Origin of the sequence: Actinomyces radicidentis, assembly GCF_001553565.1 — a bacterium.
In the GTDB taxonomy this organism is placed as follows: domain Bacteria; phylum Actinomycetota; class Actinomycetes; order Actinomycetales; family Actinomycetaceae; genus Actinomyces; species Actinomyces radicidentis.
Window position 1 is genome coordinate 1,460,271 of the sequence record NZ_CP014228.1, and the last position, 14,891, is coordinate 1,475,161.

The 14,891-nt window shown below is 70.1% G+C and carries 13 protein-coding genes; 12 read left to right on the forward strand and 1 reads right to left on the reverse strand.

Annotated features, from left to right (window positions below; genetic code table 11):
• Nucleotides 1-122: 122 nt before the first annotated feature.
• From pyrE to AXF14_RS06155, 8 genes are all read left to right on the forward strand, one after another.
• On the forward strand, nucleotides 123-692 hold the full coding sequence (pyrE, locus tag AXF14_RS06120) for an orotate phosphoribosyltransferase (RefSeq protein WP_067941702.1): 570 nt from the start codon (nucleotides 123-125) through the stop codon (nucleotides 690-692).
• Between the two features lie 28 nt (nucleotides 693-720).
• The gene (locus tag AXF14_RS06125) at nucleotides 721-1,290 is read left to right on the forward strand and encodes a hypothetical protein (protein WP_067941704.1); all 570 of its coding nucleotides are present in this window, start codon (nucleotides 721-723) and stop codon (nucleotides 1,288-1,290) included.
• On the forward strand, nucleotides 1,287-2,000 hold the full coding sequence (locus AXF14_RS06130; RefSeq protein ID WP_067941707.1) for a TrmH family RNA methyltransferase: 714 nt from the start codon (nucleotides 1,287-1,289) through the stop codon (nucleotides 1,998-2,000). The genes AXF14_RS06125 and AXF14_RS06130 overlap by 4 nt, the downstream gene beginning before the upstream one ends.
• Nucleotides 2,001-2,128: 128 nt before the next feature.
• Entirely contained in the window at nucleotides 2,129-3,184 is a 1,056-nt protein-coding gene (gene fbaA / locus AXF14_RS06135; protein WP_067941709.1) for a class II fructose-bisphosphate aldolase, read from the forward strand.
• Between the two features lie 351 nt (nucleotides 3,185-3,535).
• Entirely contained in the window at nucleotides 3,536-4,891 is a 1,356-nt protein-coding gene (locus AXF14_RS06140) for an ABC transporter substrate-binding protein (protein ID WP_067941711.1), read from the forward strand.
• Between the two features lie 112 nt (nucleotides 4,892-5,003).
• On the forward strand, nucleotides 5,004-5,849 hold the full coding sequence (locus AXF14_RS06145) for a carbohydrate ABC transporter permease (RefSeq protein ID WP_067941713.1): 846 nt from the start codon (nucleotides 5,004-5,006) through the stop codon (nucleotides 5,847-5,849).
• Nucleotides 5,846-6,772, forward strand: a complete 927-nt coding sequence (locus tag AXF14_RS06150; RefSeq protein WP_084355401.1) for a carbohydrate ABC transporter permease — start codon at nucleotides 5,846-5,848, stop codon at nucleotides 6,770-6,772. The genes AXF14_RS06145 and AXF14_RS06150 overlap by 4 nt, the downstream gene beginning before the upstream one ends.
• Before the next feature lie 110 nt (nucleotides 6,773-6,882).
• The gene (locus AXF14_RS06155) at nucleotides 6,883-7,521 is read left to right on the forward strand and encodes a MusI family membrane protein (protein ID WP_067941715.1); all 639 of its coding nucleotides are present in this window, start codon (nucleotides 6,883-6,885) and stop codon (nucleotides 7,519-7,521) included.
• Nucleotides 7,522-7,734: 213 nt separating this feature from the next.
• On the opposite strand, the gene AXF14_RS06160 is transcribed toward AXF14_RS06155, so the two are convergent.
• Nucleotides 7,735-9,084: a hypothetical protein gene (locus AXF14_RS06160; RefSeq protein ID WP_211260143.1), complete on the reverse strand. Its 1,350-nt coding sequence runs from the start codon at nucleotides 9,082-9,084 to the stop codon at nucleotides 7,735-7,737.
• A gap of 149 nt (nucleotides 9,085-9,233) precedes the next feature.
• Between AXF14_RS06160 and AXF14_RS06165 the strand changes: the two genes are divergently transcribed.
• The 4 genes from AXF14_RS06165 (at nucleotide 9,234) to efeB (ending at nucleotide 14,818) form a co-directional block, all read left to right on the forward strand.
• Nucleotides 9,234-10,520, forward strand: coding sequence for an adenylosuccinate synthase (locus tag AXF14_RS06165; RefSeq protein ID WP_067941718.1), 1,287 nt, complete (start codon nucleotides 9,234-9,236; stop codon nucleotides 10,518-10,520).
• Between the two features lie 516 nt (nucleotides 10,521-11,036).
• Entirely contained in the window at nucleotides 11,037-11,927 is an 891-nt protein-coding gene (efeU, locus tag AXF14_RS06170) for an iron uptake transporter permease EfeU (RefSeq protein ID WP_067941720.1), read from the forward strand.
• Nucleotides 11,928-11,999: 72 nt separating this feature from the next.
• Entirely contained in the window at nucleotides 12,000-13,367 is a 1,368-nt protein-coding gene (efeO, locus tag AXF14_RS06175; protein WP_067941722.1) for an iron uptake system protein EfeO, read from the forward strand.
• A complete protein-coding gene (gene efeB / locus AXF14_RS06180; RefSeq protein ID WP_084355402.1) occupies nucleotides 13,367-14,818 on the forward strand; it encodes an iron uptake transporter deferrochelatase/peroxidase subunit in 1,452 nt (483 codons plus the stop codon). Before efeO ends, efeB begins: the two co-directional genes overlap by 1 nt.
• Nucleotides 14,819-14,891 lie beyond the last annotated feature (73 nt).

Below are 14,891 nucleotides of genomic sequence, written 5' to 3' on the forward strand. Positions count from 1 at the left end.
ACCGGTGGCAAGGGCGGGCGGCCCCGCTCCCGACGGTTCCGGTGCTCATTCGTGACCATGATCCGGGCCACCACGGGACCTTCCGAGCCCGCTCACGCACGCCGGTCGCCTAGCCTGGGGACGTGACCACCAACGACGCCCAGCGCGCACGCCTCGCCCAGCTCGTCTCCGACCTCGCCGTCGTCCGCGGCAGGGTCACCCTCGCCTCCGGCCTCGAGTCCGACTTCTACGTCGACATGCGCCGTGCGACCCTCCACCACGAGGCCGCCCCGCTCATCGGCCATGTCATGCTCGACATGCTCGAGGAGGCCGGCCTCGGCACGGACGAGGTCGACGCCGTCGGCGGCCTGACCATGGGCGCCGACCCGGTCGCCACCGCCATGCTCCACGCCGCCGCCTCCCGCGGCCTCGACCTCGACGCCTTCGTCGTCCGCAAGGCCGCCAAGGACCACGGCATGAAGCGCCGCGTCGAGGGCCCGGACGTCGCGGGCAGGAACGTCGTCGTCCTCGAGGACACCTCCACCACCGGCGGCTCCCCGATCGAGGCCGTCGGCGCCCTGCGCGAGGCCGGCGCCAACGTCCTCGCCGTCGCCGTCATCGTGGACCGCGACACCGGCGCCAAGGAGCGCATCGAGGCGGAGGGCCTGCCCTACCACGCCGCCCTGGGCCTGTCCGACCTCGGGCTGGACTGACCCCACCGCAAGCTGACTGGAGGCTCCCATGACCGCCACGTGGTTCGCCGTCATCGTCGTCCTGCTGCTCGTCGCCGGCTACTTCTACGGCGTCGGTGTCCGGGGCCGTCACCTCGTGGCGGCGGGCGCGAGCATCGACGAGGCGTGGCGCGGCGTCGAGGCGAGCCTCGTCGGCCACCACCAGGCGGCGGAGTCCCTCGTCCGCGCCGTCGACGAGCGCGGGCTCGTCACCAGCTCCCAGCGCGAGGCCGTCGAGTCCGCCGTCGCCGACGCCGCCCGCACCGGCACGCCCTCGGACCGCGCCCGCCGCGAGTCGCGCCTCAACGACTCCGTCACCGCGCTCAGCGCCGTCCTCGACGCCTCGTGCCAGTCGCAGGGCGGGGACGCCGAGGTCAAGGCCGCTCAGGCCGCCTACGAGCAGGCCTGGGACGACGTCGACACCGCCGGCGCCCGCTACAACTACCTCGTTCCGGGCTACAACCGCCTCACGCACGGGATCTTCAACACCGCGCACACCCGACGCACGGGCCGCCGCCCCGTCGAGAACTTCTTCCCCGGCGCGATGGGCGAGATCGGCGCCAACGCCGCGAAGCTGTGAGCGAGCCCGACGGCGCGAGCGCTGGGGCCGCCGAACCCGGCCGCGACCACTGGGCGGGCCTGCCCGCCGAGCGCGACGAGCCCGCCGACCGCCGCGTCGTCGGCGTCGGGCCGTGGCCGGGGGGAGAGGCCGCCTGGCCGGACGGCCCCCGCTACGACCGCGAGCTCCTGCGCGACGGCGACCGCCGCAACGTCGTCGACCGCTACCGCTACTGGACCGTCGAGGCGGTCCGCGCCGACCTCGCCGCCCGCGCCCACCCGCTCCACGTCGCCATCGAGAACGTGAGCCAGGACCTCAACATCGGCTCCATCGTGCGCACGGCCAACGCCTTCAACGTCGGCGCGGTCCACGTCGTCGGCCGGCACCGGTGGAACAAGCGCGGCGCCATGGTCACCAACCGGTACCTCGACGTTCGCCACCACCCCGAGCCCGCCGGGCTCCTGACGTGGGCGGCCGCAGAGGGCTACGAGGTCGTCGCCATCGACAACGGACCGGGCTCCCGTCAGCTCGAGGGCGAGGCGCTGCCCGAGCGCTGCCTCCTCGTCTTCGGCTCCGAGGGGGCGGGCGTCTCCGAGGAGCTCCTCGCCGGGGCCTCGCGCCTCCTGCGCATCGGCCAGTACGGCTCGACCCGCTCCATCAACGTGGCGGCCGCGGCCGCCGTCGCCATGCACACCTGGGTGCTCCAGCACGCCGGGCCGGCCCCGGACTGACTGACGCGGCCGCCTCGGGTCGAGGCCGGCAGGAGGATTCGGGACCATCGCCCGGTTCACCTCACCGGCGATCCGTGGGAGAATCGGCCACGCACCACTGACTCATCACTTTCCTCAGGAGGCACCCAGTGGCCATTGCAACCCCGGAGTCCTACGCCGACATGCTCGACCGCGCGAAGGCTGGCAAGTACGCCATCCCCGCGATCAACGTCACCTCGTCGCAGACCCTCTCGGCCGCCCTCCAGGGCTTCGCCGAGGCCGAGTCCGACGGCATCATCCAGGTCTCCAACGGTGGCGCCGCCTACTGGTCCGGTCACACCATCGCCGACCGCGTCAAGGGCTCCCTCGCCCTGTCCGCCTACGGCTACGCCGTCGGTGACCTCTACCCGGGCACCTTCGCCCTCCACACCGACCACTGCCCGCGCAAGCTGGTCGACACCTGGCTCAAGCCCCTCCTCGAGATCGAGATCGAGCAGGCCAAGCGCGGCGAGCCCACCGCCTTCCAGTCCCACATGTGGGACGGCTCCGCCGAGTCCCTCGACGACAACATCGAGATCGCCGTCGAGCTCCTCGCCATGAGCAAGAAGGCCAACACCATCCTCGAGATCGAGATCGGCGCCGTCGGCGGCGAGGAGGACGGCATCTCGGGTGACGAGAACGCCAACCTCTACACCACGGCGGACGACGCCTGGAAGGCCGTCGAGGCCCTCGGCCTCGGCGAGAACGGCCGCTACACCACGGCCCTCACCTTCGGCAACGTGCACGGCGCCTACAAGCCGGGCCACGTCAAGCTCCGCCCCGAGCTCCTCGGCGAGATCCAGGACGAGGTCGCCAAGCGCCTCGGCGACCGCCTCTCCACCAAGGTCGGGGACAAGAACTCCCCGTTCGACCTCGTCATGCACGGCGGCTCCGGCTCCACCGCCGAGGAGATCGCCACGGCGGTCCGCAACGGCGTCATCAAGATGAACGTCGACACCGACACCCAGTACGCCTTCACCCGTCCCGTCGCGGACCACATGATGAAGAACTACGACGGCGTCCTCAAGATCGACGGCGAGGTCGGCAACAAGAAGGTCTACGACCCCCGCTCGTGGGGCAAGGCCGCTGAGGACGGCATGGCCGCCCGCGTCGTCGAGGCCTGCGAGCGCCTCGGCTCCGTCGGCTCCGCCTCCAAGCAGCACTGAGCCCGCCGGCCGGCGGCGCCACGTGCGCCCGTCGGCCCGGCCCCAGCGCCGCTGAGACAGACCGTCGCCCCGGTCCTCCCTCGTGGAGGACCGGGGCGACGTGCGTCCACCGGCCGTAGCCGGTTCACCCGGAGGTTGCCGAGGGCCTTGCGGCTGCGTCGCGGCGACGCGCTCACGAGAGCCGCGCGGGTGAACGCGAGGTGAATCGTGCAAGGTTTGCAGAAATCTCTGCTCCCTTGTGCAAGGATGAGGTGTCGCCGATCGGGCCGACCGTTCATCGCGGAGCCCTGTCGAACCCAGCGCACCTCGGGCTGATCCCGCCCACGCCGACGTGTCCAAAGGAGGACCACCATGCGCCCCGTCTCCCGCCGCACCGTTCTCGGAGGCTCCCTCGCAGCCGCCGTCGCCGCCACCCTCGCCGCCTGCTCCCACGGCTCGGACTCCGCCAGCTCGGACTCCTCCGACGGGGCCGGCTCGGGCAGCGTCTACTTCCTCAACTTCAAGCCGGAGGCCGAGGAGGCCTTCAAGAAGATCGCCTCCACCTACAAGGAGAAGACCGGCGTGACCGTCAAGGTCGTCACCGCCGCCTCCGGCACCTACGAGCAGACGCTCCAGAGCGAGGTCGCCAAGTCCAACCCGCCCACGATCTTCAACATCAACGGCCCGGTCGGCCTGGCCACCTGGCAGGACTACGCCCTCGACCTGTCCGACACGGACTTCGTCAAGGCCCTCACCGACGACTCCATGGCGCTCAAGTCCGACGACGGCACCATCTACGGCTCGCCGCTGGCCACCGAGGGCTACGGCATCATCTACAACGACGCCATCCTGCAGAAGTACTTCGCGATGGACGGCGCCGTCGTCACCTCCATCGACGAGGTCAAGGGCTTCGACAAGCTCAAGGCCCTCGCGGAGGACATCCAGTCCAAGAAGGACGACCTGGGCATCAAGGGCGCCTTCGCCTGCACCTCGCTGGCACCCGGTGAGGACTGGCGCTGGCAGACCCACCTCGCGAACTACCCGGTCTTCTACGAGTTCCGTGACGACAAGGTCACGGACACCGACGACCTCAAGCTCACCTACTCGAAGAACTACCAGCAGATCTTCGACCTCTACCTCAACAACTCGACGGTCCAGCCCTCGGAGACCTCCGCCAAGACGGTCACCGACTCCATGTCCGAGTTCGCGCTCGGCCAGTGCGCCTTCGTCCAGAACGGCCAGTGGGCCTGGTCACAGATCTCCGACGTCGACGGCAACACGGTCAAGTCGGAGGACGTCCACTTCATGCCGATCTACGTCGGCGTCGACGGCGAGGACAAGACCGGCATCGCCCTTGGTACCGAGAACTACCTCGCGATCAACTCCCAGGCCGACGAGGACGCCCAGAAGGCCAGCACCGACTTCCTCAACTGGCTCTTCACCGACGCCGAGGGCGCCAAGCTCCTCACCGACAACTCGGTCGTCTCCGCCTCGCCCTACAAGGCCTTCGCCGACCTCAAGCCGGCCGACCCGCTCGGCTCCGAGCTCGTCGAGTACCTCAACAACACGGAGCTCACCCCGATCAACTGGGTCTTCCAGACCTTCCCGAGCCAGGACTTCAAGGACCAGCTCGGTCAGCACCTCGCCCAGTACGCCGCCGGCAGCGATGACTGGTCCGCCGTGAAGGACTACTTCGTGTCCGAGTGGAAGTCGGAGAAGTCGGCCTGATTCGGTCCGACGACGCAGCCCGCGCCGCTCGCACGAGCGGCGCGGGCGCCGTCGTCAGCCGTTCCCCGTCCCAGCCCGGCCCGGCTCACCGGATCGGTCGAACAGAGGCACCATGACCAAGGCACTCAAGAAGTACTTCCCGATCTTCGCGGGGCCAACCCTGTTGGCCTTCCTCATCGCATTCATCGTCCCCTTCTTCACGGGGCTCTACCTGTCCTTCACGAAGTTCACCACCCTCACCAACGGGCGGTGGGTCGGCACCGAGAACTACGCCAAGGCCTTCGCCGAGCGCTCCGGATTCGTCCACGCCCTCGGCTTCACGGCGGTCGTCTCGGTCATCTCGATCATCACCGTCAACCTCGGCGCCTTCGTCCTGGCCTACCTGCTCACCCGCAAGCTCCGGGGCACGAACTTCTTCCGCTCCGTGTTCTTCATGCCGAACCTCATCGGCGGCATCGTGCTGGGCTACACCTGGCAGGTCATGCTCAACGCGATCCTCCAGCACTGGGACCAGACCATCGTCAACGACTGGCACCTGGGCATGGCGGGCCTCATCCTGCTCGTCAACTGGCAGCTCATGGGCTACATGATGATCATCTACATCGCGGGTCTGCAGAACGTGCCGCCCGAGCTCATCGAGGCCGCCCAGATCGACGGCGCGTCCCGCTGGGGCACCCTGCGCAACGTCACCATCCCGATGGTCATGCCCTCCATCACCATCTGCCTGTTCCTCACCCTGGCGAACACCTTCAAGATGTACGACCAGAACCTCGCGCTCACCAACGGCGCACCGCTCAAGCAGACGCAGATGGCGGCCCTCAACATCGTCGAGGCGATGTACAAGCAGGTCGGCAAGCAGGGCGTCGCCCAGGCCGAGGCCGTCATCTTCTTCGTCATCGTCGCCGTCATCGCGCTCATCCAGCTGCGCGCGACCCGTTCGAAGGAGGTCGACGCGTGAGCACCGCCGTCACCGCCAACCAGGACCCCGCCGTCGTCTCGGACGGCGGCTCCACCGGGCGCCGAGCCGCCGCCAAGCCGGCCCGTCAGAAGCAGGGCGCCGGTCGGAACCTCCTCACCGCGCTCCTGGCGATCCTGTCGCTCATCTGGGTCGTCCCGCTGCTGTTCATCCTGGTCAACTCCTTCAAGGGCAAGTTCTTCATCTCGGAGAGCCCCTTCAGCCTGCCGAACGGGGAGACCTTCTCCGGCTTCGACAACTACGTGACCGGCCTGCAGCTGTCCGGCTTCGCGCGCGCGATCGGCTGGTCGCTCTTCATCACGGTCGGCTCCGTGGCCGTCATCGTGCTGCTCACGGCCATGACCGCGTACTACATCACGCGCGTCAAGACGTGGTGGACGAGCCTCATCTACTACCTCTTCGCGTTCTCGATGATCGCGCCCTTCCAGATGGTCATGTTCCCGACCGTCAAGATCGCGGACATGCTCGGCCTCGCGACGCCGTGGGGCATGATCGTCCTCTACCTCGGTTTCGGAGGCGGGCTGTCGGTCTTCCTCTTCGCCGGCTTCATCAAGTCGATCCCGCTGGAGATCGAGGAGGCCGCCTACATGGACGGCTGCTCCCCGCTCCAGAGCTACTTCCGCGTCGTCATGCCGCTCCTCAAGCCGACGGCGGTCACGGTCGCCATCCTCAACGCCATGTGGGTGTGGAACGACTTCCTCCTGCCGAACCTCGTCATCGGTCAGGACGAGCGCTACAAGACGATCCCGATCGTCATCCAGATGCTCATCGGCTCCAACGGCAACCGCGACATGGGCGCCCAGATGGCGATGCTCGTCCTCGCGATCATCCCCATCGTCGTCTTCTACCTCTTCGGTCAGAAGCACATCGTCGAGGGTGTCGCCGCCGGAGCGGTCAAGGGCTGAGCAGCCGCAGGGGCTGACTCAGCGTCGGGGCCGGTCGGCCGTCACCGGGATCGTGGGGGATCCTGGGACGGGCGACCGGCCCCGACCCCACCTCGAAGGAAGGAAGGCACGTGGCAGGACTCCTCAGCCCGGGCACCCCGTTCCACCGGGCGTGGTCGTCCGCGGCGGACCTCGTGCTCGTCAACGTCGTCACGCTCGTCGCCAGCGCGCCGCTCGTCACCGCGGGCGCCGCACTCACCGCCTGCGCCCGCGTCACCGCCGAGATGGCGCGCGACGAGGAGGGCTACGTCCTGCGGACCTGGTGGCGGTCCTTCCGCGGCGCCCTGCTGCAGTCGCTCGCCTGGTGGCTCCCCGTCCTCGCCCTGGCCGGGACCGGGGCCGTCGCCTACGTCCTCGCCGGGAGCGGCGCGGCGAGCGCGGGGACCGCCGGCGCCGTCTCCGGCCTTGTCCTCGCGGGGAGCGCCCTGGTGACCGGGATCCTCGTCTGGCTCGTCCCGCTCGTCGCCCTCTTCGAGAACACGGTCGCCGGGCACCTGGCGAACGCGGTCCGGCTCGCCGTCGGCCGGCTCGGGACCACCCTCGTCGCGCTGGCCGTCCTCGTCGCGCCCCTCGTGCTCGTCGTCGTCCTACCGGGCTCGCGCACGGCGGTCGCCTGGTTCGAGGTCCTCCTCGGCGTCGCCTTCGCCGCCTACCTCATCGCCCTGCTCCAGCGCCGCGTCATGGGAGACCTCCGGGAGTCCGCCGCCTGAGCCGCGTGCGCCGGGATCCCGGCCGGGCAGCCGACGCGCCGCCGAGTGGCTGCAGGGTCGAGGTCGCCCCGGTCCTCCCAGGTGGAGGACCGGGGCGACGTGCGTTCCCGGAGGAGTACGGGCGAGTGAGCGATGACCCGACCCGGGGACACGGGGAGCCTCGAGGGTCGGGCGGAGCTCCGACAGCCGGCACCGCCCGTCGGGGCACCCGGGTCAGTGGCCCCCGTCGGAGCCCTCGTAGGTCGAGGAGTGCCGCCCGTGCTTGGCGGCGTTCTCGGCGTCGACGACGGCCATCTCGTTGGGGACGATCGACAGCTCGGTGGTCGACAGGACGTCGCCGGTGGAGACCTGGACGAGGCTGAGGGTCTTCGCCGCGGCGTCGGTGACGTAGGCGAAGTCGCCGACGGTCCGCAGGTTCGGGCCGGGGGCCTGCCAGTTATCGTTCTCGGTCCACGGCTTGACGACGTCCGTGGCCCGCTGCTCCTGGCCGCTGGCCGGGTCGATGACGTGGAGCCTGCCGTCAGCCGTGAGGACGACGGCCTCGCCGTCCTCGCCGCGGCCCAGCGAACGGAACCAGTAGGCCGATCCGAGCTCGACGGTGGAGACCGAGGTCTTCGCGGTGTTGATGATGCCGACCTTCGTGGGGCGCTCGATGTCGCCGTCCTCCGTGGGCTTCTCCGTCTTGTAGTCCACCAGGACGTAGGGGGAGTCCTCGCTGCCGGCCTGGTTGCCGGAGCGCTGGTAGTCCTCGGGGACGTCGACCTTGTGGAACTGCCCGCCGGAGTAGACGACCGGGCCGTTCTCGCAGCCGAAGGTGGCGACGTCGCCGTCGCCGGAGGCGGTCGCCTCGCCGTGCACGCCGGGGCAGTCGGTCGTCTCGGTGATGACCTTGCCGTCGGCGTCGCGCTCCTGGACGGTGTGACGCTCGTCCTCGGTGCCGTGGGTGACGAGCCAGTTGCCGTTCTCGAGCGGGACGGCGACGCCGTGGTGCGGGGACTCGGTGTCGAAGCTGGTCAGCTCGGCGTCGTCGAGCACGCCGTCCTCGAGGGCGTCGAGGTCGAAGGTGGTGACGGTGCCCGTGCCGTCGGCGAAGAGCGAGGTGCGGCCGGCGTGGGTGACGACGTGCCCCGGGTGCTCGGCGGGGACGACGGAGCCGGTGAGGTGGGGCTGGACCTCGTAGTAGTGGTTGTGGTCGCCGTGGGGCTTGACGATGAGGCCGAGGTCGAGGACCTCGAAGCCCTCGGAGGAGGAGACGAGGACGTGGCGACCGTCGCCGGCGGCGTTGAGGCGGAGGAAGCCCTCCTTCTTGATGTCGGCGAGGACCTCGCCGGTGGCGGTGTCGAGGACCTGGATGCCGCCGTCGTAGGCGATGGCGGCGCGGGGCTCGAGGTCGGCCACCTCGATCTCCTTGTAGGAGGCGCTCGCGGTGGCGCTCGGCTGGCCGGAGGTGGTGCTGTCGGCCTCGGAGGAGCCGCTGGTGGCGCCGCCGCACGCGGCGAGGCTCAGGGTGAGGCCCATCGCGGCGGCGAGGATCGGTGTGCGTCGGGGGAGTGGGGTTCTCATGCCAAGGATGATAACGATACTCAAGACCGTGAGTGCAAGCACTGCGCTCCTCCGCCGCCCGTTACGGACCGGTCCGCCCCTCGGTCGCTCCGGTAGGCTGGGGCGCGGCGCGGCCACCGCTGCGCCGCAAGCGACTCAGGGAGTGCACAATGCCAGCCGTCGTGGTCGTCGGAACCCAATGGGGCGACGAGGGCAAGGGGAAGGCGACCGACCAGCTCGGTCAGGACGTCGACTACGTCGTCAAGTTCAACGGCGGCAACAACGCCGGCCACACCGTCGTCATCGACGGCGAGAAGTTCGCCTTCCACCTCCTCCCGGCCGGGGTCCTCACGCCCGGCGTCACCCCGATCATCGGAAACGGCGTCGTCGTCGACCTCGAGGTCCTCTTCCAGGAGATCGCCGAGATCGAGGAGCGCGGCAAGTCCGCCGCCTCCCTCAAGGTCTCCGCCAACGCCCACATCATCCCGAGCTACAACCGACTCATGGACCGCGCCACCGAGAAGTTCCTCGGCGACCGCCAGCTCGGCACCACCGGCCGCGGCATCGGCCCGACCTACGCGGACAAGATGAACCGCATCGGCATCCGGATCCAGGACCTCTTCGACGAGTCCATCCTGCGCCAGAAGGTCCGCGGCGCCCTCGACCAGAAGAACGACCTCTTCGAGAAGGTCCTCGGCGTCGAGCCGATCGACCCCGAGGCCGTCGCCGACGAGCTCCTCTCCTACGCGGACCGCGTCCGCCCCATGGTCATCGACGACTCCCTCGTCCTCAACGACGCCCTCGACGCCGGCAAGACCGTCCTCTTCGAGGCCGGCCAGGCGACCATGCTCGACATCGACCACGGCACCTACCCCTTCGTCACCTCCTCCAACCCGACCGCCGGCGGCGCCTGCACCGGCACCGGCGTCGGTCCCACCCGCATCGACTCCGTCGTCGGCGTCGTCAAGGCCTACACCACCCGCGTCGGCGAGGGCCCCTTCCCGACCGAGCTCCTCGACGCCGACGGCGACCGTCTGCGCGAGGAGGGCGGCGAGTACGGCGTCACCACCGGCCGTCCGCGCCGCTGCGGCTGGCACGACGCCGTCGTCACCCGCTACGCCGCCCGTGTCAACGGCCTCACCGACCTCGTCATGACCAAGCTCGACGTCCTCACCGGCCACGAGACCATCCCGGTCTGCGTCGCCTACGACGTCGACGGCGAGCGCGTCACCGAGATGCCGCTGACCCAGTCCGGCTTCCACCACGCCGAGCCGGTCTACGAGGAGCTCCCCGGCTGGACCGAGGACATCACCGGCGTGCGCCGCTTCGAGGACCTGCCGGTCAACGCGCAGCGCTACGTCGAGCGGATCGAGGAGCTCGCCCGCGTGCGCGTCTCCGCCATCGGCGTCGGCGCCGGTCGCGAGGCCACCATCGTGCGCCACGAGCTGCTGGGTTGATCGCGCTACCCCGCCTGCGGCGTCCGCTGGGCTGAGGTGCTACCCCGCCTGCGGCGTCCGCTGGGCTGAGGTGCTACCCCGCCTGCGGCGTCCGCTGGGCTGAGGTGCTACACCGCCTGCGACGCATCCGACGGCGGCCGACCACCACGCGTGGTCGGCCGCCGTTGTCGTGCGAGGGCGCCGCGGCTGCGCGCAGAACGCAAACCGTGGCGCTCACGGCAAACTGTGGCGGCGACGGCGTCGTGGTTTGCCGCCAACGTCATGGTTTGCGCGGCGAGGTGAGGCGTGGCGAGGCGGGTGGGCGCGCCCGTGCAGGTGCGGCCGATGAATGTCGTGGAGCTGATAAGCGCGCCATTGCGTCATTCCCCGTATACGTCACAGTTCACGCACGATATTTGGTAGTGCTTCCTAAGTAAGGCTAGCCTGCACTGCGTTGCCGGCCCGATCGCACCGCGACGGCGCCCCGCGACCGGCCCGCTCCCACGGGCCGCCAGCACACCCAGCAGCGGGAGCCCCATGTTCATCGCCAACCTCCTCATCGCCCTCCGCGAGGGCTTCGAGGCCGCGCTCATCGTCGGCATCATCGCCGCCTACCTCGTGCGCACCGACCGTCGAGACGTCCTCCCCAAGATGTGGGTCGGCGTCGCCCTGGCCGCCTGCCTCCCGCTCGCCTTCGGCGCCCTGCTCACGTGGGGCCCCAAGACCCTCACCTTCCAGGCCCAGGAGATCATCGGCGGCACCCTCTCCCTGGTCGCCGTCGCCATGGTCACCTGGATGATCTTCTGGATGGGGAAGTCCTCCCGCTCCCTCAAGAAGGGCATCGAGTCCTCCCTCGACGACGTGCTCGCCGGCAGCTCCTCGGGCTGGGGCGTCGTGTGGATCGCCATCGTCTCCGTCGGCCGCGAGGGCCTCGAGACCGCCCTGTTCATCTGGGCCACCGTCCGCTCCTCCGTCGAGAACCACGTCTCCGCGACCACCGCCGGCCTCCTCACCGGACTCGTCATCGCCATCGCGCTCGGCTACGTCGTCTTCAAGGGCGCCGTCCGCATCAACATGCGGATCTTCTTCAACGTCACCGGCTACTTCCTCATCCTGGTCGCCGCCGGCGTCGCGTCCTACGCCGTCCTCGACCTCCAGGAGGCCGGCGTCCTCCCCGGCGTCATGAGCCACGCCTGGGACCTCTCAGCCGCCCTGCCCGGCCAGGACTCGCCGGTCCACTGGCTCTACATCCTCCTCAAGGCCATGTTCCAGGTCGAGGTCGCCCCCACCGTCCTCCAGGTCGTCGCCTGGTGGCTCTACCTCGTGCCCACCGTCATCGCCTTCACCCGCCAGGTCCGCGGCCGCCGCCCGGCCCCGCGCCCCGCCGACGCCGCCTCGGCCGAGTCCGCCGACGCCGTCACCGCCTGACGCGTCCCGCACCCACCACCCCGCCCGACCAACCCGACGCACCCCGTCACCACCCCACCCCAAGGAGAACCCGTGCCCGCCACGACCGCCCCCGCCCGCCGCCCCGGCCTCACCCGGCGCTCCGTCCTCGGCCTCCCGATCCTGGCGCTCGCCGGCGTCGGCCTCGCCGGCTGCGTCGACAACAACCAGGGCTCCTCCTCCGGCTCCTCCGCCTCCGCCGGGGCCTCCGCGGGCGCCACCGCCATCACGGTCGAGATCACCGACGACGCCCTCACCCTCTCGACCGAGGAGATGCCCTCCGGCGTCGTCACCTTCACCATGACGAACAAGGGCACCGTCGCCAACGAGTTCGAGGTCCTCACCGAGAACAAGCTCCAGATCGTCTCCGAGCAGGAGAACATCGGCCCCGGCACCACGGCCACCCTCACGACCGCGCTCGCCGAGGGCACCTACTACGTCGCCTGCAAGCCCAACATGGTCGGCGACCTCAAGGGCGTCACCAAGCTGACCGTCACCAAGGGCGCCGCCGTCGAGGTCTCCGACGACGTCGCCAAGCTCGAGGAGCAGGCCGTCACCTCCTACACCGCCTACGTCAAGGACCAGGTCGGCCAGCTCCTCACCGCCACGCAGGACTTCGTCGACGCCTACACCTCCGGCGACACCGACAGGGCCAAGGAGCTCTTCCCCCTCGCCCGTCAGCACTACGAGCGCATCGAGCCCACCGCCGAGTCCTTCGGCATCGAGGAGCCCGGCGACCTCGACAGCGCCCTCGACCTGCGCGTCCAGGACCTCGCCGCCGACGCGGGCACCGACACCACCGACGCGTCCGTCATCAAGGGCTGGACCGGCTGGCACCGCATCGAGGCCGACCTCTGGGACGGCGGCGAGGGCTCGCCCTTCGCCTTCGCCGACGACCTCGCCCGCAAGGGCGCCGGGCAGGACCTCGTCGACAACACCCAGAAGCTCTACGACCTCGTCTACGGCAAGATCGACGGCGCGGGCGGCGCCTTCGAGCTCACCCTCACCGACGTCGCCACCGGCGCCGCCTCCCTCCTCGAGGAGGTCGCCCTGTCCAAGATCGTCGGCGAGGAGGAGACCTTCTCCCACACCGACCTCTACGACTTCAAGGCCAACGTCGAGGGCGCCGAGGTCGCCTACGGCAACGTCGAGGACATCGTCAAGACGAACGACACGGACCTCGCCACGCAGATCACCGAGCGCTTCAAGACCGTCGACGACCTCCTCGCGAAGTACGAGGACGGAAAGACCGCCGACGGCGCCACGAAGTACGTCGACTACTCGACCATCGCCGCCGTCCAGAAGAACGCCGGCGAGGCCCCCTCGGACACCGACTACACGAAGGCCCAGCGCGAGCTCTCCGACGCCGTCAACGCCCTGTCCGAGTCCCTCTCCCAGGTCGCCGGGACGGTGCTGCACTGATGCGCCTCTCGCGGAAGGCGCAGGACGGCGCCGAGCAGGTCGAGCGGACGGCTGGGCAGGCGGGTTCTGCTGGGCAGGGCGCGACGACGGAACCCTCCGGAACCGGGACCACCGGACCCGACGGCGCCCAGGCGCCATCGGGGTCCGCCGGTGGGACGAGCGGCGCCGAGCGCCCGCGCGTCAGCCGACGCGGCGCCTTCGCCGGAGCCGGCATCGGGGCCCTCGCCGCAGCGGCGGCCGGCTTCGGCGCCGGCCGTGCGACCGCCCCGGAGCCCGAGCCGGCCACCGCCACCTCCTACGCCTTCCGCGGCGAGCACCAGGCGGGGATCCTCACCCCCGCCCAGGACACCCTCTACATCGCCGCCTTCGACGTCTCCACCGAGGACGCCGACGAGCTCAAGGACCTCCTCGCCCAGTGGACGACGGCCGCCGAGCAGATGTGCGGCGGCGAGCTCGTCGGCGGCGAGCCCGACGCCAACAGCCAGCTCCCGCCCAAGGACACCGGCGAGGCCTGGGGCTACCCGGTCTCCGGGCTCACCATCACCTTCGGCGTCGGTAAGTCCCTCTTCGTCGACTCCGACGGCAAGGACCGCTTCGGCATCGCCGACAAGCTCCCGTCCGTCCTCGACGAGGGCGTCCCCACCTTCAAGGGCGACCAGATCAAGGAGGCGGACTCCGCCGGCGACCTCCTCATCCAGGTCTGCTCCGACGACGCCCAGGTCTGCGTCCACGCCATCCGCAACCTCACCCGGATCGCCTTCGGCACCGCCACGATGCGATGGAGCCAGATCGGCTACGGCCGCACCTCCTCGACCTCGAAGGACCAGGAGACCCCGCGCAACCTCTTCGGCTTCAAGGACGGCACGAACAACGTCAAGGCCGAGGACTCCGCCGAGGAGCTCGCCGAGCACCTGTGGGTCCAGGACGGCGACGACGACGCGGCCGGCTGGATGACGGGCGGCACCTACATGGTGGCCCGCAAGATCCACATGACCTCCGAGGTCTGGGACCGCGTCCGGCTCAGCGAGCAGGAGCAGGTCATCGGCCGCGACAAGCGCTACGGCGCACCGCTCAGCGTCGAGAACCCGACGTCGTCGAAGGACGAGTTCACCGCGGTCGACTACGAGGCCAAGGGCTCCGACGGCGAGACGCTCGTGCCCGCGGACTCGCACATCGCCGTCGTCGCCCCCCAGCGGAACTCGGGGCGGCGGATGCTGCGCCGCGGCTACAACTACACCGAGGGCAACGACTCCCTCGGCCGCATCCAGACGGGCCTGTTCTTCATCGCCTTCGTGCGCGACCCGAGGACGAACTTCTACCCGATCCTGGAGAGGATGACGCAGTCGGACGCGATGCAGGAGTACCTCCAGCACCGCTCGTCCTCGCTCTTCGCCGTGCCCGCGGGCGTGGGGGAGACTGACACGACCTGGGCGCAGGCGCTCTTCGCCTGACGCTCCGGAGCCTCATCCCGCACAGCCGCAGACGTCCTCGGCAGACGGTGGCGCCGACGGCGTCGCGGTTCGC